This is a genomic window from Pseudoalteromonas sp. B62, assembly GCF_037162565.1.
Lineage (GTDB): Bacteria > Pseudomonadota > Gammaproteobacteria > Enterobacterales > Alteromonadaceae > Pseudoalteromonas > Pseudoalteromonas fuliginea.
The window spans coordinates 3,881,642-3,905,129 of record NZ_JARLVB010000002.1; the positions used below are offsets into that span (position 1 = coordinate 3,881,642).

Annotated in this window: 18 protein-coding genes and 4 pseudogenes; 13 read left to right on the plus strand and 9 right to left on the minus strand. The window is 38.3% G+C overall.

Going from position 1 to position 23,488, the window contains the following annotated elements; genetic code table 11:
* The first annotated feature begins 331 nt into the window (after positions 1–331).
* Entirely contained in the window at positions 332–964 is a 633-nt protein-coding gene (locus tag P4S71_RS22100) for an RpiB/LacA/LacB family sugar-phosphate isomerase (RefSeq protein WP_007376162.1), read from the plus strand.
* A 157-nt stretch (positions 965–1,121) separates the two neighbouring features.
* Here the strand turns inward: P4S71_RS22100 and P4S71_RS22105 are convergent, their stop codons facing one another.
* Positions 1,122–1,316, minus strand: coding sequence for a hypothetical protein (locus P4S71_RS22105; RefSeq protein WP_157770547.1), 195 nt, complete (start codon positions 1,314–1,316; stop codon positions 1,122–1,124).
* Between the two features lie 439 nt (positions 1,317–1,755).
* Between P4S71_RS22105 and P4S71_RS22110 the strand changes: the two genes are divergently transcribed.
* The 4 genes from P4S71_RS22110 to P4S71_RS22125 all read left to right on the plus strand — a co-directional run bounded on the left by P4S71_RS22110 (position 1,756) and on the right by P4S71_RS22125 (position 5,706).
* A complete protein-coding gene (locus P4S71_RS22110; RefSeq protein ID WP_337151533.1) occupies positions 1,756–2,271 on the plus strand; it encodes a hypothetical protein in 516 nt (171 codons plus the stop codon).
* Positions 2,272–3,369: 1,098 nt separating this feature from the next.
* Positions 3,370–4,068 carry an ADP-ribosylation factor-like protein gene (locus P4S71_RS22115; protein ID WP_337151534.1) on the plus strand — a complete coding sequence of 233 codons (699 nt, stop codon included), beginning with the start codon at positions 3,370–3,372 and terminating at the stop codon, positions 4,066–4,068.
* A complete protein-coding gene (locus P4S71_RS22120; RefSeq protein WP_337151535.1) occupies positions 4,014–5,396 on the plus strand; it encodes a COR domain-containing protein in 1,383 nt (460 codons plus the stop codon). Before P4S71_RS22115 ends, P4S71_RS22120 begins: the two co-directional genes overlap by 55 nt.
* Positions 5,397–5,451: 55 nt before the next feature.
* A complete protein-coding gene (locus P4S71_RS22125) occupies positions 5,452–5,706 on the plus strand; it encodes a hypothetical protein (RefSeq protein WP_337151536.1) in 255 nt (84 codons plus the stop codon).
* Positions 5,707–5,814: 108 nt separating this feature from the next.
* Here the strand turns inward: P4S71_RS22125 and metH are convergent, their stop codons facing one another.
* The 4 genes and pseudogenes from metH to P4S71_RS22145 all read right to left on the minus strand — a co-directional run bounded on the left by metH (position 5,815) and on the right by P4S71_RS22145 (position 11,302).
* Positions 5,815–8,445: a methionine synthase gene (gene metH, locus P4S71_RS22130; protein WP_096793542.1), complete on the minus strand. Its 2,631-nt coding sequence runs from the start codon at positions 8,443–8,445 to the stop codon at positions 5,815–5,817.
* Between the two features lie 9 nt (positions 8,446–8,454).
* On the minus strand, positions 8,455–9,528 hold the full coding sequence (locus tag P4S71_RS22135) for a homocysteine S-methyltransferase family protein (RefSeq protein WP_008133982.1): 1,074 nt from the start codon (positions 9,526–9,528) through the stop codon (positions 8,455–8,457).
* A gap of 100 nt (positions 9,529–9,628) precedes the next feature.
* Positions 9,629–10,464 (minus strand): annotated as a pseudogene (locus P4S71_RS22140) (homoserine O-succinyltransferase); the annotation flags it as partial.
* Between the two features lie 181 nt (positions 10,465–10,645).
* The gene (locus P4S71_RS22145) at positions 10,646–11,302 is read right to left on the minus strand and encodes an outer membrane beta-barrel protein (RefSeq protein ID WP_337151537.1); all 657 of its coding nucleotides are present in this window, start codon (positions 11,300–11,302) and stop codon (positions 10,646–10,648) included.
* 377 nt (positions 11,303–11,679) lie between these two features.
* Between P4S71_RS22145 and ettA the strand changes: the two are divergent.
* The 4 genes and pseudogenes from ettA to P4S71_RS22165 all read left to right on the plus strand — a co-directional run bounded on the left by ettA (position 11,680) and on the right by P4S71_RS22165 (position 15,402).
* Positions 11,680–13,352: pseudogene (ettA, locus tag P4S71_RS22150) on the plus strand (energy-dependent translational throttle protein EttA).
* Between the two features lie 155 nt (positions 13,353–13,507).
* Positions 13,508–13,873: a PilZ domain-containing protein gene (locus P4S71_RS22155; protein WP_008133974.1), complete on the plus strand. Its 366-nt coding sequence runs from the start codon at positions 13,508–13,510 to the stop codon at positions 13,871–13,873.
* 56 nt (positions 13,874–13,929) lie between these two features.
* A pseudogene (locus P4S71_RS22160) lies at positions 13,930–14,836 on the plus strand (histone deacetylase family protein).
* Positions 14,837–14,898: 62 nt separating this feature from the next.
* Positions 14,899–15,402, plus strand: a complete 504-nt coding sequence (locus P4S71_RS22165) for a TlpA family protein disulfide reductase (RefSeq protein ID WP_149615289.1) — start codon at positions 14,899–14,901, stop codon at positions 15,400–15,402.
* Position 15,403: 1 nt separating this feature from the next.
* On the opposite strand, the gene P4S71_RS22170 is transcribed toward P4S71_RS22165, so the two are convergent.
* Genes P4S71_RS22170 through P4S71_RS22180 form a run of 3 tightly spaced genes read right to left on the minus strand, consistent with a single transcriptional unit; the run spans position 15,404 to position 17,308 of the window.
* Complete coding sequence (locus P4S71_RS22170) at positions 15,404–16,405, minus strand: helix-turn-helix transcriptional regulator (protein ID WP_096793546.1); 1,002 nt, start codon at positions 16,403–16,405, stop codon at positions 15,404–15,406.
* On the minus strand, positions 16,389–17,141 hold the full coding sequence (locus P4S71_RS22175; protein ID WP_337151538.1) for a GGDEF domain-containing protein: 753 nt from the start codon (positions 17,139–17,141) through the stop codon (positions 16,389–16,391). Before P4S71_RS22175 ends, P4S71_RS22170 begins: the two co-directional genes overlap by 17 nt.
* Positions 17,099–17,308: a hypothetical protein gene (locus P4S71_RS22180; RefSeq protein ID WP_337151539.1), complete on the minus strand. Its 210-nt coding sequence runs from the start codon at positions 17,306–17,308 to the stop codon at positions 17,099–17,101. Before P4S71_RS22180 ends, P4S71_RS22175 begins: the two co-directional genes overlap by 43 nt.
* 579 nt (positions 17,309–17,887) lie before the next feature.
* Between P4S71_RS22180 and P4S71_RS22185 the strand changes: the two genes are divergently transcribed.
* Together P4S71_RS22185 and P4S71_RS22190 are read left to right on the plus strand one after the other, a co-directional pair.
* On the plus strand, positions 17,888–19,852 hold the full coding sequence (locus P4S71_RS22185; protein WP_337151540.1) for a phytase: 1,965 nt from the start codon (positions 17,888–17,890) through the stop codon (positions 19,850–19,852).
* Positions 19,853–19,973: 121 nt separating this feature from the next.
* A pseudogene (locus tag P4S71_RS22190) lies at positions 19,974–20,641 on the plus strand (hypothetical protein).
* Here P4S71_RS22190 and pdxR read toward each other — a convergent pair.
* Positions 20,642–22,099: a MocR-like pyridoxine biosynthesis transcription factor PdxR gene (gene pdxR / locus P4S71_RS22195; RefSeq protein WP_337151541.1), complete on the minus strand. Its 1,458-nt coding sequence runs from the start codon at positions 22,097–22,099 to the stop codon at positions 20,642–20,644.
* Between the two features lie 106 nt (positions 22,100–22,205).
* On the opposite strand from pdxR, the gene P4S71_RS22200 reads away from it, so the two are divergent.
* Together P4S71_RS22200 and P4S71_RS22205 are read left to right on the plus strand one after the other, a co-directional pair.
* The gene (locus P4S71_RS22200) at positions 22,206–22,781 is read left to right on the plus strand and encodes a GNAT family N-acetyltransferase (RefSeq protein ID WP_337151542.1); all 576 of its coding nucleotides are present in this window, start codon (positions 22,206–22,208) and stop codon (positions 22,779–22,781) included.
* Positions 22,781–23,371, plus strand: coding sequence for an FMN-binding negative transcriptional regulator (locus P4S71_RS22205; protein WP_337120667.1), 591 nt, complete (start codon positions 22,781–22,783; stop codon positions 23,369–23,371). Before P4S71_RS22200 ends, P4S71_RS22205 begins: the two co-directional genes overlap by 1 nt.
* The last annotated feature ends 117 nt before the right edge of the window (positions 23,372–23,488 follow it).

Consider the following 23,488-nt stretch of genomic DNA (forward strand, 5'->3'; position numbering starts at 1 on the left):
CTACTTTTAGCCTACCACTTAGATCTGTTTTATAAAAATACTAATTATTAGAACGTTAGTAAAAATAGGACAACCAACTAACCACAATTTAGATAAAATTTAGGTAGCCGTAAACAGCTTGTTGGTAAAATTGAGCAACAATACGCTAAACCAAGAAAAGTAAATGAGTTGAGAAAGGTTATTAATTTATAAGCATTTTAACTAAAGTAGTGCATCACTGTAGCTATCCAAAACTTTATAATGGATAAATTACTGTTCTGACAACCCACAATTGCCACCGGTGGCAATTGAATGTAGAATAAATTTAATATTAATTAATTTGGTAAAATCTATGAAAATCGCATTAATGAATGAATTTAGTCAAGCAGCAAAAAACCCTATTGTACTTGAGCAACTTAATACTGTGGCCAAAGCCCAAGATCATCAGGTATTTAATGTTGGCATGGATGGTGACAACGACCATAGATTAACATATATCCACCTAGGAATTATCGCCAGTCTATTGCTTAACTCTAAAGCTGTGGACTTTGTTGTAACAGGTTGTGGCACAGGCCAAGGTGCACTTATGGCTAGCAATGCTTTTCCGGGTGTTGCATGTGGTTATTGTATTGACCCTTCTGATGCATATCTATTTGCACAAATAAACAATGGTAATGCACTGGCTTTACCGTATGCAAAAGGTTTTGGGTGGGGTGCTGAGCTAAATATAAAATACATTTTCGAAAAAGCATTTACAGGTGAAAAAGGTCAAGGTTATCCAGCTGATCGTAAAGAATCTCAAGTGACTAACGCTGGTATTTTAAGTCAATTAAAAGTAGATATAGCTAAAGATTATCTCAAGGCACTTGAATCGATAGACCCCGACCTTATTAAACAAGCTATTGGCGGCTCACGGTTTCAAGATTGTTTCTTTAAGCATTGTAAAGACGAAGCAATAGCAGCATTTGTTAAAGCTAGAGCTTAATAATAAAATTGTCACATAGCCTGAGCTCTGGTTAAGAGATTTACTAATATATTGAACCATAATGATATTTAGATTTATTATCCAGAGTTCAGGTTACATACCTCTAATAGCAGCTTCTGCATCATCTTGGGATAACAACTACTCACGTCTTTAAGACCTAAAGCCAACCTGCAGTGAGGTAATAGCAGCCAATAATGGTTACATGTAGTATGTAACTATAACGCCCATTTTTAAACGTATAATGGTGATTACCGCCAGCGCCACTAACCGTTACATCGCCGTTAAATAAAACCATATCAGGCTTATCCTTTGCTCTTTTATTAATACCCCACACCGTATTGCTCTGATCCAATAATTTTGGACACCTCTGTAAGTAAAGTAAACTAAACTCACACAAGTGAAATATGACTAATACTAATCCGCAGTAATACTCGATTCAATTTGAGGGCTTAAACCTGACGCTAACTGTGTCAAAAATTTCTGATATACGACTGCACGGATGCAAGAAGTAGAGCAATGCAGGAGCAATTAGTGATAACAACTAAATAACGAAATTTTTGCCGTGTTATCGACACGATTTTCTTACCTCAAAATAGCTCACTTAATTAAGCAGATTGGTATCAACGTAAAGCGTATTCATGCAAAAAATTATGCAATCCGAAAAAATACGGTATCTTGCCCGCTACATATATGTTTTTCTCGAAATCACAAATAAAAAATTTACGATTTCGAGAATTAAATATAGAACAACAATCTAAAAACAGTTTTAAATTGCAAAATCAACAACTTAAATGTTGGCAGATTTATTGCTAATCCATGCTAAGTATTTTTATAAAAAGAGAGTTCACATGGACATAAAGCGTGACACATCAAGCAAGAAGACGGTAAATCGCCGTTACCTGTTAGTAGCCGTTTTAATTTTCTTAGTAATCTGGATAGTATTCAAATTTCAATCGAGCCAAAATCACAAAGTAGATTCGTCATCGCTTTCTATTGCTGAGGTAAAGAGAGGTGATTTACCTTTAGAAGTCAAAGGATTTGGCGTGCTGGAATCTGAAAGAAAACGCCTAATCACGGTACCCTTTTCAGCTGTAGTGGAAGAAGTCCTGTTGAAGCCTGGCGCGACGGTAAAACCGGATAGTGTTATTTTACGCATGTCTAACCCGGAGATAGATCAGGCAGTATTACAAGCGAAACAGGTCAAAAATAGCGCGAAGGTCGCATTAAAACAACTGCAACTTGAGCATCAAAAAGAGAATATGATAAACCTGAATAAATTGGCCGATACACAATTTGATACAAATTAGGTTAACGTGTTGAGCTAGTAATGGGGTTGGTAAAACCATTAGATTTGATTGAGCCTGCACGTTAACCGCTCATATTTTAAATACTGGATATGCCCAATGTTTGAGCCACAAAGGGTTGGTTATGTGTAAGCATAAACCACAGACTTGTTACAGCGCAGTGTGTAAACACAGCCATAAACTGGACTGACATGGTACTAAACGATGACTGAGGCGAAAGCCAATGGCCTTAATTAATCATCAATAATGCTTAATTAAACTGCCTAAATTCATATGGGTGACTGGTGCATATTCACACCAATCGACGTCATTACTAGGTGCGTAGTCATATTTAAATTGAGTTTAAATAATAAGAACACTTGGTTTTTGAATAAAAAGATCAAGGAAACACAGCTGCCTGCTTGACCGGAACTTTCTAATGGGTGACCCTTTTGGCTTTTCCGCTCAAATGTAGTCTATAAACTTCATTTATAACCTTTATTAAAGTTCACTTTTTACAGAAAGCGTAAAACTGATTTTTATCCTACTAATAAAATTTAATTAATTTCTTAAATCAGTTAACCTATATCTACTTGAAAACGATACCTATAGAAAATCAATATCATGAATTTAAGGGACTAAAATGAATAATCACTCCAACAATATTGACTCTACTCAGGAGTTGTACACCCTTAACGAGTACAATGCTAAAGTAATTGATAAAATAAATGAAGCTCTCACAAGTCAAGGGAGAACTGAAGCAAAACAATCAAAAAAAATGGTTCCTTTCAACAGGGTACTAATTATTATGTAGATAAGGATGGAGAAATTATATACATATGTATATTTTCTTATGTCCATGAAGGTGAGGATGATTTTAATTTTGATTTTCTTAAAACTATTAAGCTGAACCACATAAAAAGATTTGTTCTTATAGTAGATAAATTAGCTACTGTAGAATATTTATCTCATCTCACATCCTTAGAAGAAATTTTTATTATTACAAACAATGAAGTTCACTTAAATGATCTAGGAAAGCTAAAACTCTTAAACACATTAGAATTAAACTCTTCCTTTCAATCAAACTTAGTCCCCTTAAAAGATCTAACTAACCTAGAGAAAATGAGTGTTACCGTCGAAGATGAATCCGTTTTGTTTCCCATCAAAGAGCTGAAAAATCTAAAAGAGCTAAACTTATCTGGCAGCAAGATAAATAATCTAGAGTTGTTTAGTAATGGTTTTCCAAATTTAGCTAAGTTAAATTTGGCGGATTGTAATATAAAAAGAATTCCAGAAAGCTTTATAGATCTAAATTACGAAGTTCATTTGGACCAACGCATAGATTTTCACTTCCTAGACTTCACCAATGAAGATAAATTAGCTAACTTTTACGGAAATAACCTGACTATTCCACCAATAGAAATAGTGAAGCAAGGAAACCTAGTAATGAAAAAGTATTATCAGTCATTACAAGGGGAAACATCAAAATTAAACGAAGCTAAGTTGGTTCTAGTCGGTGAAGGTGCAGCCGGTAAAACATCACTCATAAATCGCTTTACCAAAAATGAATTTAACCCTAGAGAGGACAAAACGGATGGTATTTCAATTACTCCATGGAAAATAAATGTAGATAAAGAAGAAATAACTCTTCACTGCTGGGATTTTGGTGGGCAAGAAATAATGAGAGCGACTCATCAGTTATTCCTTTCTGAGAGAAGTATTTACGTCATAGTATTAGATGGAAGAAAAGATGAGAACCCTGAGCATTGGCTGAAACAAGTCTTAGCTGTAAGCAAAAACTCCCCATTCTCATTGTTTTGAATAAAATTGACGACCATTATGATGACAACATTCGAAGACAGCATTTAAAAGAAAAGTACCCTAATATTCTTGGTTTTTATAAAGCGTCATGTAAATCAGGCACTGGTATAGCCAAGCTCAAAAATACTATAAAAGAAGAAGTCGCTAAGCTTGAAATGAGAAATTTTGTATTAGCTAAAAACTGGCTTGCAATAAAAGACGATTTGGGAGAATTAAAAAAAGAGTCTGACCATATATCTCACCAAGATTTTACCAAAATATGTACAAAACATTCGATTGAAGATCATCAAGTACAAAATATTCTTCTAACACTTTTAAACGATTTAGGCCACATAATTCATTTTAAAGAGTTGCAAGAGTTACAAACTCAAGTCCTGAATCCGACTTGGATCACGGAAGGGATTTACACTCTTTTAAATTCAGATGAGCTAGCTAAAAATGACGGTGTTATAACTATCGCTGAAGCTGAAAAAATACTTGAGGAAAAGCTAGACTTTTCCAGATATAGAGGAAAGTCTGTTTATCTAATGCAAGTGATGGAACAGTTCGAACTTTGCTACAGTATAGACACTAAACGAAATGACAAAAAATTCTTGGTTCCAGATTTATTACCTACAGAACTGACTAGAAACCCGACTGTAGATGATGGTATTGAATTTATTTATAAATACAATGACTATATGCCTCCAGAATTAATGGCGCGCTTTATAGTTAAAAGTCACATCTATCAAATACCTAAAAAGTGCTGGAGATACGGCGTTCTTTTGAAACACAAAGCATTTAAATCTTCCGCGCTAATTACTCAAGATAAAGAAGACCGAATAATAAAAATCAAAGTAGATGGAGCCGAGAGACGTAGCTTTTTAGCTGTATTACGTAGCTATTTTTCTGAAATACATTCAAGTTATAAAACTGAAAACATTGGTCTAGAAGAGCTTTTACCGCTTAGATGTACTGAAACCAATAAAGAAAGTTACCTTCCTTACGAACGATTAATAAAAATTGAGCAGCGTTTACTTACAGGTATTGGAAGTGATATTCAGTATGACCATATATTAAATATTGATTATTCAGTTGCAAAAATATTGGATGGCATTGAGAAGCCTGAAAGTAGACATCAAAGTTATAAAGATTTAGAAGAGAGGCTTACCGTGAATATTACACAAAATCAGACTGCAAACCCTGTAATAACAAATACCGCATCTCAACATAATGAACAAAGTTCTACCTTGACATCAAATATTAGTATAAACATCCAGCTAAAGGATTTTAGTAGTGATATGAAAAGCTGGAGCCAAGACCTATTCAGAAGATTTAGTAGAAGATGAGGATGTAATTTCAAATAATGACACAGCTAAACTCTTAAAACGCTCTCAAAAAGAAATGGAAAGACTTTCTGCACCTCTAGATGAAATTGAGGATATTGAAAATAAAGAGGAAGCATCAAATAAGTCTGATAATTTTTCTAGGGTTAAAAACTTCCTTGAAGATGCATTAAATAAAACAAATAAAACTGGTGAGCTATTAGATAAGACGGGGGAAGGTATAAAGAAACTGCAATCTTTAGCAAGCAAATACAATAAAGTTGCAGAGCTATGTGCGATGCCTACAGTACCCAGTTTTTTACTGGGTAAATAATTATTTCTATCATAAATACCTATAATTTAAAGCTACAAAAAACGAGCCACTTTGGGCTCGTTTCTGTTTTACTAACAGCTGACCGCTTAGCTAATTAACCACTTAGCTCTATTCCGGCTCATAACCCAAATTAGGCGATAGCCATCTTTCAGCTTCTTCAAGCGTCATATTGGTTCGTTTAGCATAATCTTCAACTTGATCGCGTTGTACTGCGGCTACTGCGTAGTATTTAGCCTCAGGGTGTGAGAAGTACCAACCCGAAACAGCAGCACCTGGCCACATGGCGTACGAACTAGTTAGCTGTATACCAATGCGCTTTTCGGTATCGAGCAACTGCCAAATTTTCTTTTTCTCGGTGTGCTCTGGGCACGCAGGGTAACCTGGCGCTGGGCGAATACCTTGGTAGTTTTCGCGTATTAGCTCATCGTTTGCTAGGTTTTCGTCTGGTGCAAAACCCCAATACTCTTTACGTACTTTTTCGTGTAAGTATTCTGCAAACGCTTCAGCGAGCCTATCGGCAACCGCTTTTACCATTATTTTATTGTAGTCGTCTTGCTGTGCGTCAAACGCATTTGCTAAGTCGTCTTCTTCTAGGCCGCCCGTTACTGCAAACGCGCCAAAGTAATCAGGCGTGCCTTTGGGTGCTATGTAGTCGGCTAGGCAATAATTAGCAAAGTCGGTTTTTTCGGTTTGCTGACGTAAATGGCACGAAGTAGTTAATACTTCTTTGCGTGTTTCGTCGGTGTATATTTCTATGTCATCACCAACGCGGTTAGCAGGGAATAAACCTATTACGCCAAGTGGTTGCAAACTGCCTGCTTTTTCAAGGTCGTCTAACATATCGTTAGCGTCTTTAAATAAGCTTTGCGCTTGCTCGCCTACTACTTCATCGTCCATTATGCGCGGGTATTTACCGGCGATTGACCACGTCATAAAGTATGGCGTCCAATCTATGTATTTACGTAAAGTCGCGATTGATATATTTTTAAACTCGGTCACGCCCAGCTTTTTAGGCACTGGGGGTGTGTAGTTATCCCAATCAAGCTTTGCTGCGTTATCGCGTGCGCGCTGGATTGTAACAGGCTTAGAGCGTGGTTTTTTACGCGCTTGTTGCTCGCGTACTTTTACATATTCCGCTTGTGTTTTAGCTAAAAAGTCAGGTTTAAACTCTTTCGATAATAAGTTCGAAACCACACCCACCGCACGGCTGGCGTTATTTACATACACAACGCCTTTGTCATATTGCGGCTCAATTTTTACTGCTGTATGCGCTTTAGAGGTAGTTGCACCACCAATGAGTAGCGGCAGTTCAAAACCACGGCGTTTCATTTCTTTTGCTACGTGTACCATTTCGTCAAGCGATGGGGTAATTAAGCCCGATAAACCAATAATATCGGCTTTTTCGTCGATGGCGGTTTGCAGTATTTTATCGGCAGGTACCATTACGCCTAAATCAATAACTTCGTAGTTATTACATTGTAGTACCACGCCTACAATATTTTTACCTATGTCGTGTACGTCACCTTTTACGGTCGCCATCACTATTTTACCGTTAGTTGAGCCTTCTTCTTTTTCAAGCTCAATGTATGGGTCTAGGTAGGCTACAGCTCGCTTCATTACGCGCGCCGATTTAACCACTTGTGGTAAAAACATCTTACCTGCGCCAAATAAATCTCCTACTACGTTCATGCCGTCCATTAACGGCCCTTCAATTACGTGAATAGGTTTAGCTGCTGCGGCGCGGCATTCTTCGGTATCTTCATCTATAAAGGTAGTAATACCTTTAACAAGCGCGTGCTCAAGGCGTTTTGCAACAGGCCATGTGCGCCACTCTAAATCTTCTACTCGCTCGGCTTGCGCCATACCCGAGTATTTTGGTGCAAGCTCAACTAAGCGCTCGCCTGCACATGGGTCTGTGTTAAGTATTACGTCGGTAACGGCTTTGCGTAGTTCTTCTGGTATATCATCGTAAACGGCGAGTTGCCCCGCATTTACAATACCCATGTCCATACCGGCTTGAATAGCATGATATAAAAATACCGAGTGAATGGCTTCACGTACGGGGTTATTACCCCTAAACGAAAACGATACATTTGATACACCGCCCGACACTTTACAGTGCGGCAAATTTTGCTTAATGCGGCGTGTGCCTTCAATAAATTCTACGGCATAGTTGTCGTGCTCTTCAATACCGGTGGCTACGGCAAATATATTAGGGTCGAATATAATATCTTCTGGCGCAAAGCCAATGTCTTCTACCAATATTTTATAACTGCGCGCACATATTGCGAACTTACGGTCTGCCGTGTCGGCTTGCCCGTCGGTATCAAACGCCATTACAACAGCGGCTGCACCAAAGCGCTTTATTATTTTAGCTTGGCGAATAAATGGCTCTTCGCCCTCTTTTAGCGATATAGAATTAACAATTGCCTTGCCTTGAATACACTTTAAGCCTGCTTCTATTACTTCCCATTTTGAGGAGTCGACCATAATTGGTACGCGAGAAATATCAGGCTCTGAGGCTATTAAGTTTAAAAACTTAACCATGGCGGCTTTTGAGTCCAACATGGCTTCGTCCATGTTTATATCAATAACCTGTGCGCCATTTTCTACTTGTTCGCGGGCCACTGTTAGCGCGGCTTCAAAGTCTTCTTCCATGATTAAACGTTTAAACATGGCAGAACCGGTTACATTGGTACGTTCGCCGACATTAGTAAATACTGCTATTTGTTGGGTCATGTTGGCTCCTTAATTTAAGTTACAGGCTTCAAGGCCTGATAAACGCATGCGTACTTCAAGCTCTGGCAGTTGGCGTGGTTTAACGCCCGCTAGACCTTTTGCAAAAGCACGAATATGCGCAGGCGTGGTGCCACAACATCCACCTACAATATTAATAAAGCCCGATTTACCCCAATCGATAATTTCGGTTGCCATTTCAGGCGCTTCTAAGTCGTATTCACCGAACTCATTAGGCAAGCCCGCATTAGGGTGCACCGATGTAAAGGTTTCGCACACGCGCGACAACTCTTCTACGTATTGGCGCAGTAAATCAGGGCCAAGCGCACAGTTTAGACCTATCGAAATAGGCTTAATATGGCGAATAGAGTTATAAAATGCTTCGGTTGTTTGCCCCGAAAGCGTACGGCCAGAGGCGTCGGTAATAGTCCCCGAAATCATAACTGGTAATTTACGCCCTGCCTGCTCAAAGGCTTCTTCTACGCCAAACGAGGCGGCTTTTGCATTAAGCGTGTCGAATATAGTTTCGATTAGTATTAAATCGGCGCCGCCTTCCATTAATGCAAGGGTTGATTCAATATACGCAGTAACCAGCTTATCAAAGGTGACATTTCGGTAACCCGGATCGTTTACGTCTGGCGAAATTGAACAGGTTTTAGATGTCGGCCCTAAAACACCCGCTACATAGCGTGGTTTTTCTGGCGTTTTAGCCGTAAATTCATCACAAATGGCGCGTGCTAATTTAGCCGACTCTAGGTTTATTTCACGGCTTAGGTTTGCCATGTCGTAATCTTCCATCGAAATAGTGGTCGAGTTAAACGTGTTGGTTTCAATAATATCGGCGCCCGCTGATAAAAAACCACGATGAATATCAGTGATTAAGTCGGGCTTAGTTAGGCTTAATAAATCGTTATTGCCTTTAATTAATACATGCCAGTCTTTAAAACGCTCTGCGCGATAGTCTTCTTCTTCTAGCTTATGATCTTGGATCATGGTGCCCATAGCGCCATCTAAAATTAAGATGCGTTCTTTTAATGCAGCACTTATTTCGGCTTGCTTATTATTTGTAGGCGCGTTATTCGGCATAGTTGTTAGTCCTCACGTCTTGGCTAACTAAATTAATATCATACGGTGTGGTTTGGTACACGTAGTAATTTAACCAGTTCGAAAAAAGTAAAAAAGCATGGCTTTGCCACGTTTTTGAAGGTTGTTTGGTTGCATCGTCATCCGGAAAGTAATTTTCGGGCTTTGGTGCATTAGGGCTTTTTTACAATCGCGCTCGTATTCTGCTTTTAGCGAGTCGGCGTCGTACTCTGGGTGGCCGGTTATAAACACTTGGCTACCTGATTTATTTTTAAGTAAGTAAGCCCCTACTCGCTCAGAACCTGCCAGTACAACGAGTTCTTCACAGGCGTTTATCTTATTTATATCAATATGGCCGTAGCGTGAGTGCGGTACCAAAAAGGTATCGTCGAATCCGCGAGTCAGTGCACCGTGATCAAAATAACACTGGTGAGTAAATACGCCACACAGTTTATCGTCTTTTAAATCGCGTTTTAAATTGTAACGGTGATATAACGCTGCATGCGCTGCCCAACACGAAAACAACGTAGAGGTAACGTGTTGCTCAGCCCAATCAATAATGACTTTTAGCTCATCCCAATACGCTACATCGTCGTATTCTAAATGCGCAAGTGGCGCACCGGTTACTATTAATGCATCGTAATTGTTGTCTTTAACCTCAGAAAAATAACGGTAAAAGGTATCAAGGTGCTCTTCTGAATTGCTGCTACTGCGGTGAGTGTCGAGGCGCAGTAGTTCTACGTTTACTTGCAAAGGCGAATTGGCAAGTAAGCGAATAAACTGAACTTCGGTTTCTACTTTATTAGGCATTAAGTTTAAAATAGCCAAACGCATTGGGCGTATTTCTTGCGTTTTTGCACGACTTTTTGGCATTACAAATACGTTTTCTTGACGTAAACGTGCAATTGCCGGCAACTCGTCTTTTACTGTAATTGGCATACTTTACTCCTGCTCATAAAAACCGAAGCTTAATTATGAACTGAAAGTAAAAAATATCAACCTCTAGATGTATAGATGTCCAAATGAACTTTAAGATAGTAAACGAAATTTATAGAAGCGCTTAAAATTATTAAGTAATACTTTTTGAGTTGCGCTACCAGAGTCAGTAGCGCATGCGGTTTTAAAAACGATAATTTATAGAAAAGTTAAGAGCATAGATATTACCTTCAATTGCATCAAAATACTGGTATTCTGCACTTGCCTGCCAGCGTTGGTTTAACATGTAATCAACCCCCGCCCCAAATGTTTTGCCATCTTTATCGTAGTTTTCCTCTGTAATGAGAAACTGATTTGTGTTTGAGCCAATAACTTCTTTTGCAAAACGGCTGTAATCATCGTTATAGCTCAACTTATTTCTAGCGTATCCTGCAAATAAAAATACACCAACTCGGGAAGAAACTGGGTAATTAGCTTTTAAAAATATGCTTGTTTGTAATTGTAAGCCGGAACCAACTTGAGTATGTACAGGTTCGGAAGTAATTTTTCCTGTTAATGGTTCTTGAGTATAAACATCCCCATTTAATGGCGTTGGCTCCTCATTTAAACCAATACCCAAACGCCCTTCTAGTGCAAAATACGGTGAAAACTGATAACCTACTTGAGTATAAATCGTTGTAAACTGCAGGCTATACCCTTCGTAAATATCGAATTCGGTAGAGCCTAAACCGAGCCCTTGATAAGGTCCATTCACTCGCATTATCTTAGCGTTACTCGCAACTGAGTACCCTCCCAAAATTATTGCGCTTACGCTTAGGGATACAAGCCATTTTAATTTCATAATTATTCCTTTAGTTTAGTATCTGGTGATATTTTAAATACCTTCTATAAACGCCTAAACGCTCAATATAAAAATTCAAGTTGTGTTACGACAAAAGTGAAACCAAATTGCAGCTCTAAAATTAAGATGTGCGCTTTCAAGAAAACGCAAATCAAGTTAGAGTTAAACTTATTCATTATATTTTTCTTCTAAACAACTGTTAACACTATGCAGTTATTTAAATACCCATACAATTGATCAATACAATATAAAACAATTTACTACACTTTCTTACAGCCTACTTATTTTTGAAAAACTACGCCATTCGTTGACTGTTTCACCTGTCAGCCACTACAATACAACATTGAAATTTTTATTATTATTTGAAGGCTCCTTTAATGGTTTTACCTGATAAATTTATATTCTCGATGAGTCGAGTATCTAAGGTTGTGCCACCTAAGCGCACTATCTTAAAAGATATTTCGTTGCACTTTTTCCTGGCGCTAAAATTGGTGTGCTTGGTTTAAACGGTTCTGGTAAATCTACGTTACTACGCATTATGGCCGGTGTTGACCAAGACTTTGAAGGTGAAGCACATCCTCAGCCTGGTACAAAAATTGGTTACTTGCCGCAAGAGCCAGTACTGGACGAAAGCAAAACAGTCCGTGAAATTGTCGAAGAAGCCGTTGGCGAAGTTAAACATGCACTTAGCCGTCTTGACGAAGTATATAACGAGTACGCAATGGAAGGTGCTGACTTTGACGCACTTGCAAAAGAGCAAGGAGAGCTTGAAGCGGTTATTCAGGCGCACGATGGTCACAACATTGATAACGTTTTAGAGCGTGCTGCTGATGCACTTCGCCTGCCAGAATGGGATGCTAAAATTGAGCACCTTTCAGGTGGTGAGCGCCGTCGTGTTGCTATATGTCGATTATTGCTTGAAAAACCAGACATGCTTATTCTCGATGAACCAACTAACCACTTGGATGCTGAGTCGGTTGCATGGTTAGAGCGCTTCTTACACGATTACGAAGGCACTGTTGTGGCAGTAACGCATGACCGTTACTTCCTTGATAATGTAGCTGGCTGGATATTAGAGCTTGACCGTGGTGAAGGTATTCCGTGGGAAGGTAATTACTCTTCTTGGCTTGAACAAAAAGATGCGCGCTTACAGCAAGAACAAAAATCTGAAAAAGCACGTCAAAAATCAATTGCGCAAGAACTTGAATGGGTTCGTTCAAACCCTAAAGGTCGTCAAGCTAAGTCAAAAGCACGTATGGCTCAGTTTACTGAAATGCAGCAGTCTGATTACCAAAAGCGTAACGAAACTAACGAAATGTTTATTCCACCTGGCCCACGTTTAGGCGACCAAGTGCTTGAAGTAACTAATCTTCGTAAGAGTTTTGGCGATCGCGTTTTAATTGACGATTTAAGCTTTAGCATGCCAAAAGGTGCCATTGTGGGCATTATTGGTGCGAATGGCGCGGGTAAATCAACACTGTTTAAAATGATAAGCGGTGAGCAAGAACAAGACAGCGGTAGTATCAGCGTTGGTGAAACAGTACACCTAGCTACTGTTGATCAGTTCCGTGACGGTATGGATGAAAGCAAAACTGTTTTCCAAGAAATATCAGACGGTCAAGACGTACTAAAAATTGGTAACTTTGAGTTCCCAAGCCGAGCGTATGTAAGTCGCTTTAACTTTAAAGGTAACGATCAGCAAAAGTTTGTTAAAGACCTATCTGGTGGTGAGCGTAACCGCTTGCATCTTGCTAAGTTATTAAAAGCGGGCGGCAATGTGTTACTTCTGGATGAGCCAACCAATGATTTGGACGTTGAAACCCTACGTGCACTTGAGAATGCTATTTTAGAGTTCCCTGGTTGTGTAATGTGTATCTCGCATGACCGTTGGTTCCTTGACCGTATTGCAACGCACATTTTAGATTACCGCGACGAAGGTGTAATTAACTTCTTTGATGGTAACTATACTGAATACGAAGAGTGGCTTAAAAAGACACTCGGTGCAGCAGCAGCTCAACCTAAACGTATTAAGTACAAAAAAATTGGCTAATCTTCACTGTAGCTGACTTATTACAGTAACACTAAGCCCTGCATTTATGCGGGGCTTTTTTATGCCACCAGCATTCTAAGCACTTATTTTCTAGCATGTAGAGAATTACCCGCTATGATTAATTTATTATAAAAACAATAAGGCTAAATTAGGATATGCAAAATCGTCGTCAGTTTTCTCGTGTATTATTTTCAACCGATGCACAGGTAATTTTTAATGATCATCAATACCCATGTAAATTGCTTGATATATCTCTACATGGCGCATTGATTAACAAATGCGATGCTTTGACAGGCTGCACCAATAACGATGCAATACTGCGTTTTACACTCCCTCAAAGCGACATAGAAATAAAAATGGAAGTAGTTGTGTGTCATATAGAAGCAGATCACATCGGTTTAAAGTGCCGTCATATTGATATAGATAGCATTACTTATCTAAAGCGATTAATTGAATTAAATTTAGCCGATGACGAGCTGCTGCATCGCGAACTCACTATGCTGATTCACGACGCACAATAATAGACTCATTTAGATTAGTTGATTACCATAGGGCAAATTTTTCAACGTGTGAATACATGACTTTAAATCCACATTTACCTTTGGTGTATCATCCTAACTATTCGTTTAGCTTTGATCCAAAGCATCGTTTTGCAATGAGTAAGTTTGCACATTTATATCAGCATATTGAAGAGCTTGGTTTGATTGGCGATAACCTAGTTGAGCCAATATTAGGCACGCCAGCGCCACTTGAGCTAATACACTGCGAAAATAACATACACGATTTGTGGAACAACCGCTTAGATGAAAAAGCCATGCGCCGCATTGGCCTACCTTGGTCAAAAAGCTCATGGCGCGCACATTTACAGCCCCTCAAGGCACATTACAAACGGCTCGTTTAGCGCTAAAACATGGCATAGCATGTCACCTTGCTGGTGGGACACACCACGCACATACCGATTTTGGCTCAGGCTACTGCATGGTTAACGACCTTGCCTTTACCACGCAAACTTTAATTGAATCGGGTGAAGTAACTAACGTACTTATTTTTGATTTAGACGTGCACCAAGGTGATGGCACTGCGGCCATGTTACAGCATCAGGCATACGCTTATACTTGTTCTATCCATTGTGAAAAAAACTTCCCTTTAGAAAATCCGCTAGCGATTTAGATGTTGGCTTAGCCGATAATATGAAAGACGACGAATACCTTGCCGTAGTTGACGACACCTTGAGTTATTTACTTAAAGAGCTAAACCCAAGCTTGGTACTTTATGATGCTGGCGTTGATATTTGGCAAGGCGATGGTTTGGGTAAATTAGACATTAGCTGGGATGGTATAATTAAACGCGACCATTTAGTGTTAAAACGTTGTCTTGAGCACAACACACCAGTGGCGACAGTAATAGGTGGAGGTTATGATAAAGACCATCTTCGTCTTCCTAAACGCCACGCTATTGTTGTTGAACAAGCGGCTCGCTTTTAGTGTGAAATAAAAATGTTAAATTCTCGTTCTTATTTAATACATATAATAAAAACGAAAATACTATGAAACAGCTATTTATCGCCATCACACTCATTTTGTTAAGCTTTACAGCGCATGCGCAACAGGAAATAACAAATACCATCCACCCTAAATTACCTACATTAAATTTACAAATGGCCGACGGTTCTATAATTAATACCCACGATTTACTAGGCCAGCCTTATATTTTACATTTTTGGGCCACTTGGTGCCCATACTGTAAAAAGCTGCAACCGGCACTTCAAAAAATTGATGATATGGGCTTAAAGGTCATTGCAGTTAGTTTTAAAGAAGATGAAGATGCTGCTCCCGCCAAAGCTCTTAGCGACAGAGGTTATACTTTTAAAACAGCAATAAAGGCTGATGCGATAGCTAAACAGTTAGGGATCAGAGGTACGCCTACTACGTTATTTATTAATAAACAGGGCGATGTGATTTGGCTCACTAACACCTCAAATCCAGAAGATGCAAACTTGCATTTAAATGCACGTACGTTACTTCACTCTATGGAGCTAAAAACAGAGTAATTTACTGCGTTTTTAGCTGACTTGGCGTTAAACCCGTCCAACGCTTAAAAGCACGCCGAAAATTTGGGATGTCATAAAATGCTAGACGCTCAGCAACTTGTTCATTACATTTAGCACGTAAGGTAAGTAGGTAAATTGCTTTGTGTTTGTTTTGCTCGTCAATTAGCGCTGAAAAGCCTACTCCGTTAATTTTCAGTTTTCGTTTAAATGTAGCTGAACTCATAGCAAAGTGCTTTGCGGTACACTCTAAATTAGCACTTGGGTGAGAGTATAAATACCTACAAACGGCTTCAATAAAAGTCATGCTAACTAAATTTTTATTATGTAATTGAGACTGCGCTTGCATAAATCGTAATTGACTAGCGCACGGGTTCTTAGCCCTTAACATGGCTTTATTTAATACCCAGCGAGTACATGGCCTATCAAAACTTATCTTTAGCCCTAAATTTTGTTCGTACTCTTGAATATGCCGAGGGCGCTTAAAAGCAAAGTCAAACTGACAATGCGGGTAACTTTCGCTTACTCGTTTGAGTAAACTATAAAAAGCGGTGCTGTATATTTCTAATACGTAGTGGTGCAGCTCTTCATTGAGTCCATGAGCAGGTTGTAAATAAATATAATACTGCTCGCTTTTAATGTATGTTTGGCTAAATAATAAAGGCGCTAACTGCATTCTTAAATGCGCTAATTGCTTTAGTACTTGCCCTAAATCAGCACTGTAAATAAGCGCTTGTACTTCAACTCGCGTATCATTTATTAGCTGGCTACCAAGTAAAAAACCACTGTCGGTACTTTTCATTAACAGTTTAAATTGTGCTAGTAAACGCACCTGCTGAGATAAACTAAACGCATGTTGAAAGTTAAATAAATCTTGCTCAAATATTCCCGTACCACGCAGTAGTTTATGCAGTTCAATACCTCGACTTTGTGTTAATTCAACAATCGCAATTATAAGCCCTTGTGCACTTACAAACTTATCATCTTGATTAACAAAGGTGTGCACGTTGCGCTACTTTTTGTTGGTGCTTTTTTTGTTGTAACTGGCTATGCAATTGGCTTGTTAATGTACCTGTGTAATTACGTTCATGACCTTGAATTAAAGCCGTTGTTACATGCTGAAACTTTGCTTTTTTTGAGCCTTCCACTTTAAATGCGCAATATCTCAATGCCCCTTTAATTTGCATCATAAGTTCTTTTGCTTGTTGTTCTGTGGTTTCTGGCATTAACACCATAAAGCAGTCTCCTGCATACCTGCACACAACATCACTTAGCCGGCAGTTCATTAGCAATAACTCGCTCACCTCACGCAGTAACCTATCGCCTTCTTTAAAACCAAATTCGCTATTAAAATGCGAGAAGTCGCGTATATCAATAGCACCGAGCCACAAAGGCTGTGTGCTTAAAAGCTGATTTTTAATGGCTAAATCTAAGTACTGCGCTTTATAAAGCCCTGTTACAGAACAAACTTTACTGTGTTCACGCAAGTTAGCTTCACGGCGGCGTAATTGGCGATTTAATACATATTGCTCTTGATGCCAATAATACAACCCCAAGCTAGTTAGTAGCATGCCTACAGGGGCTGGTAATGACTCAATCCAACTTAGCCATTTGTGTGCTGGGTGCATTAACCACTCATCGAGTAAATCTAAAGTAGCTGAGAACATAAACAACCCTACGCCAATCACTAAATAAGTTGTTACTTTACTAGGGGCCTTGAAATTAATAACACCGTGATCCATACCAGAGCCATGAGTACAATACCGCCCTCGCCCATAATATCTAGCCATTGAATATCAGCATACGTTTTAAGTACACCTAGGTAAGCGCTTAAAAAGCAGGCACTGAAAAACATCGCAATAATACAATTAACTAATAATCGGTGGCTGGTAAATGGGTTAAATCGCATTAATTAATCTTCTCTTTGTAGAGTCTATTTTTATGCTAACTCATATCTATATTTGCCAGCAGGGTCATATTAGCTCAACTATATGACAGCAAGATGATCACCATTTTCAAAACCATCTTACACCACACAAAAAACCTCACTTTATAAGGAGTGCTAGTAGCTCATAAAGCCTTTCATAACAGTAAAACACAGCTCACAGTATATGTTTAAAGCAACCCCTGTCACATTTACGTCATAAAATAACTTTAGTTTGCTCGTCATGCCAAAAATCAATGCAGATTTTAACGTTAACAATAAATTAGATATTTCTATATTAGAATCAGAAGCAACTTGAAAGACGGATTTAGACTAGGGGCGAAGCAGCTTTGCTCGGCTTTTACTAAACCTTCTAGGTTACAAGCCTCGCACCGCGATTAAATTGACCATAGATAGAATGAATTTCAATCAAAAAGGTCAGCATGCCCAAGGTCTATAAAGCATGGTTTTTAATAAAGAAAAGCTATTTATTACAACACTCGCTTCATGATTTTTTAGAAGAGACTGAGAAAATATAACGCTGTGTTCAGTAAAGGAACCATTATGAATTTTAGATTAAATAAAACACTTAGCTTACTTGCTAGCTGTTTAATGATTAGCGCCATAACCGCCTGTAGTAACGGTGCTGTAAGTGAGAATGTAAGCATTGAGAAGCAAATAGTTAGCACTGTAGAGCTTGGTCCAAATCAAAATATGCAAGGCTCACAAGGCGCGTGGCTAAGCAATAATAATTGGTTATTAGCAAGTGAAAGCAAAGGGCTAGTACTTGTAAATAGCCAAACAGATACAAACCAAATAATTGCGCCCGGAAATTTTGAATCTCTTTCAGTTAGGGCTTTATCAAGCAACGCTTTTTTAGTGGCGAGTATTGATAACAACCAAGACAATGTAGCTATTTTTAAACTTCAACATGTAAATAAAACATGGCAGTTATCTGAGCTAACCCGAATCATATCACCACAGGCTCAGCCCGACACAGTTTGTTTATTTGCTAATAATATCACGCAGACAGTTACTGCATTTATAGCCGATGTTCGCGGCTTAATTACCGAAACGGCTATTTTTGATACAGCTAAAAATCAGCCCGTCAATGTCAGTATACGAGAATTCCCTGGCGTAAGTGAAGCTGCGGGTTGTGCTGTAAGTGATATTACAAGCACGTTGTTTATTAGCGAATCCAACGTGGGGATTTGGGCTATAAATGCAAATGCTGAATCGCAAGCTGATAAAAAACCAATTGCGCTTGTTGCACCCTTTGGCGAACTTAAAAATGAACTTGGCGCTCTCTTTGCCTCAAGTGATGGCATGATATGGTTTACAAGCACTGAAAATAGCCTTTTATATGCTTACAACCCAATTAGTAATAAATTAAAACACTGGAGGTTAAATACTAATTTAAACCCTGAATCAGCCGCTATCAAGTACACCAGTAATAATACAGCGACTGCGGTTATTTATAATGATACGACTGGGGCTTATATGCAAAGCCAACTATCCGTGAAAAAAATAGCGGTTCAAAAAAATAGGCAAAACATAACGCAAATACATGCAAATGCACAAACTACACCTGTAAACGCATTTGGTGATGCCGCCGACGATCCTGCCATTTGGGTAAACCCTAGTGATGCTGAAAACAGCCTTATTTTAGGCACTGATAAACGTCGTGGACTAATGGTATATAGCCTAAATGGCAAGCTTGAACAGTCACTTGAAGTTGGTCGTTTAAATAACGTGGACCTACGACAAAATAGCACCATTAAAAACAGTACCAATACATTAATAACAGCCAGTAATCGAACACTTAACGGTATTAGTGTATTTACAGTACAAGCTAATAATAATGTGAAGTACATTGCTGATATTCCTACCAATCTTGATGAAATTTATGGCTTATGTATGTACTCGTCAAATACGGGGAACTATGTTTTTGTAAATGATAAATCGGGGCTGTACCAGCAATATAAAATCAGTGAGAATAACGAAAAAATAACAGGCAAACTTGTTCGCGAGTTTAACCTTCCAAGCCAGCCAGAAGGCTGTAGTGCAGATGATGAACTAGGACAATTATTTGTAGGCGAAGAAGATGCCGGTATTTGGTTTATAGGTGCGGAGCCAAGCACCGGAACAACACCTATCATGCTACAACACATTAATAAGCAATTAGTTGATGATGTAGAAGGGATGGAAATTTATCATGCAGATAACGCACGTTATTTAGTTGTTTCAAGTCAAGGCGATAATAGCTATGTGTTATACGAAATAGGTAATATAACTCAAAACACTGAAGTGCCATCACTCAAATTTAGTGGTAAATTTAGCGTTATTGCTGATTTAAACTCAGGTATTGATGGCACATCAGAAACCGATGGACTAACTGTTACAGCAAAACCTTTACCAGGTTACCCTGAGGGTATTTTAATAGTACAAGATGGTTATAATCGAATGCCGCAGCAACCACAAAACTTTAAAATAATTGATTGGCGAGAAGTTAAAAAAGCCATCAGATAATACGCGCTACCTAATCATTTTATAAAGGCTCACTTGAGCCTTTAAATTGATCTTGTAATTAGATAAATATTGCATACATTTTTATACTACAATTTAAACTCATAAATTAATTGAGATTATTATGCGCCTACTACTTACTTTATTACTAATTACTATAAGTGGCTTTGTAACAGCGGAAGAAGAGAAAAAAGTAGAACTCCCCCTGTCGATCCTGCTTATAAAGCTAAACATCCAATGGTGTTAGTTAATAAAGGCTCGTCTATCATCGCGATGAATTTGCCTACCTATAATTCACCTCATGATGTACAAGTTGTTTATAAAATAGGTAACCCCGATGTGGCGTTTTTAGGCTTTGTCAGAAATGCTGAATTAATCACCGTAAAACCACAAGCATTTAATATTCAACATTTAATGCGTGGTGAAGAAATTACGATTATTGCCGATATTTTTGAAGGCGATTACCAACAAGGTGGTAGTTTAATTTACTCACAAAAAGAACTTGTACTAGGTAAACAGTTGTATGCCAGAGAACTAAAGGGGTTAAGTGAATCATCACAATGGCAAGACTACGACATAATTAACCTAGGCGGCACTGAGCGTATTTATATTCATAAAATTCAACAAGCGCCGAGCTATAACCATCTTATTTTTGTCGATTTAGTTAATGCGTGTATGCAAAAATTCCGCACCTCAAAACGAGTTCCACCTGTAAATGAGCTTACCTATAAATTTGTTAATTGCGGGACACTCAAACCACTTTACTACAATGCAAATGATTTTAAAAAATAGTTACTTATAATCAGTTATAAGCTTAAGCCCCTGCTGCATAGCATCGATTGATTGCCCTGCAAAACCTAAACGAACATGGCTAGGTTGCTCGGGCATTAAACTTCTTACTGAATTAGCAAAATAAAATTCAAATTCTGCTTGTAAATACACGCCTTTACTTTGCATTGCTTGTTTTATATTACTCGTATTTTTATTTAAGTTAACCCACATTGCCATGCCGCCATCAGGCTTTTTATACTCTATTGGTAAACCCTGTGATTGCAGTAACGTTAACGTATTGCCCATTGCTTCATAACGTTGTTTATAGTGCTTAGTCATGCGTTTTAAGTGGCGTTCAAACCCGCCCTCTTGCATAAAATGCGCTACAGCTAACTGCATAACAACATCATTTTTATGATTTACTAACTGCTTCCATGCGATTAACTGTGTTAATACTTCAGGGGCTGCGCAAATGTAGCCAATTCTAGCGCCTGAGAACATAATTTTAGAAAATGTAGATAAGTAAATAATAATCCCAGCGGGATCGTTCCCAGCCATAGGTTGTAATGGCTGACAGCGATAGTGAAATTCGTGATCGTAATCATCCTCTATAATCATTACGCCATACTCATAACATAATTGATAAATTTGCATGCGCCGTGTGGGCGAAAGCGTAACGGTGGTTGGATATTGATGCAGCGGCGTTAAGTACAACATTTTTATTGGATATCGTTTAAGTTGCGCTTTTAAATCATCTACACACAACCCATATTCGTCTTGTTTTATATCTATTAATTGCGCACCACAAGCTGCAAACGCTTTACGTGCTGGCGGATAACCTAAGGTTTCGGCAGCGACAAAATCGCTTTTATTTATAAACGCCTTTGAAATTAAAAATAAAGCTTCTTGTGAGCCATTACATACAAGTAAGTCTGATACTTTTAAACTTCTAGTTTTATGTAGATAATTGCTTATCTGAGTTTTTAGCTCACTCACTCCACTTATATCGCCATAATGAAGTTTACTGGTGTCTAAATGATTAAATACATGGCTCATAGAGCGTTTAAATTCTTTATAGGGAAAGCTATTTAAATCAGGAAGTCCACCTGCGAAATTATATACGTAGTCTTTTAAATTCATTGCCGGAATAGGCACGGCTAACTCTGTAGCAAATTTATAAGGTTTTGGTGTTAAAACTGGCGTGTGCTCACAGTTAGCACTGCTTTGAATTGGCAGTGTTTGAGTGACGCTATACCCAGAGCGTTCATGGGACTCTAGCCATCCTTCGGCTACGAGTAACTGCAATGCGTTCATTATTGTATGGCGATTTAACTGATACGTTTGCGCCATAACTCGAGCAGAACTAAGTTTTGCACCAGGTGCAATATCTCCTTTTACGATAGAACCGCGCAGAGCATCTGCAACTTGTAAGTACTTAGCTTTGTTTAAGTTATTAAATTCAATATTAAGCGGTTGCATGTTATCCCTCTATAACTGGTATAGCTAAAAAGCCAATTCTGGTTGTTTTTACCAAGCCAAATTAGCGTACATTTGTTGCTCGTAAATAGCAAAGCTTAGAGGCAACATGTTTACTCAACAGATACATAAAACAAATAAGGTAATTTTAGAGCCATTAAATTATGAGCACTTAAACGGCTTATATAAAGCTGGGCAACATCCAAAAATATGGGAATGGGTATTAAGCAACTATACAAAAACACCCAAACAGTTAAAGGAATGGTTTACCACAAGTGCACAATTTAATAAAAAAGAACAAATTGTATTTGCCATAATAGACATAGCCAGCAAAGAGGTTGTAGGCACTACACGACTATTTAGATTAGATACACATAACTTAAGTGCTGAAATTGGTCATACATTTATAAGCCATCACTGGCAGCAAACTTATATTAATACTCACACTAAATATTTACTGCTTAGCTATGCTTTTGACGCGTTGAATTTAGTGCGAATAACATTTAATACTCACGAACAAAATCAAAAATCTCGAAATGCAATTACTCGACTAGGCGCCCGATTTGAGGGCGTAGCTTATAAAGACAGACTCCTTAGTGATGGGAGTTACAGAAGCACTGCAAAATTTAGCATTATTGACGAGCATTGGCAGAGTATTAAATTACAGTTAGAGGAGAAGCTTTAATGTACCCACCAATACATTTTCAAGAACATAATATTGAACGTTTGCAGGCTTTAGTAAAGCAATTTCCACTTGCAACTATTTTAATGCCCTGCTCGCAAAGTGACTTAAATAATATATGCCAAGTACCTGTATTATATGAGCCCTCACGTAATGTATTTATTGCTCACGTAGCAAAACATAACCCGCTAACGCAATGTGATAAACAGTCAGTAAAATTACTCTTTAGTGGCGATAACTGTTATCTATCTCCCTCGTATAGTAATAATAAAACACTGCCGAGCTGGCTTTACTCATCAGTACAAGTAACCGCAAAAGTAGATATTATTAAAAGCGACATTGAGAAAGAAAAAATAATGCGGCAATTAACGAGCTATTTTGAGCAAGGCTTTACGCCAATGTGGAGTATTGATGAGGTGCCAAAAAATCACCGTGAAGCTATGTATCAACAACTTAGTTTTATAACGTTTACTCCTATTCACTGGCAAGGAAACTTTAAATTAAATCAAAACAAACCAGTCGATGTAAGAGCAGCTATAAAAAACAGCTTAGCACGTGAAAATAAAGGTAGTATTGCAGCGTTATTTAACTAGCAAAAAACCTTGCTCGCATTCTAATAATTCTTGTTAGGGGCCATTAAAGAGCCCCTTGATTAAAAATCAAACTCAGAAAATTCAAGTAATCTCAGCTAAAATAAGGTTAACTTAAAA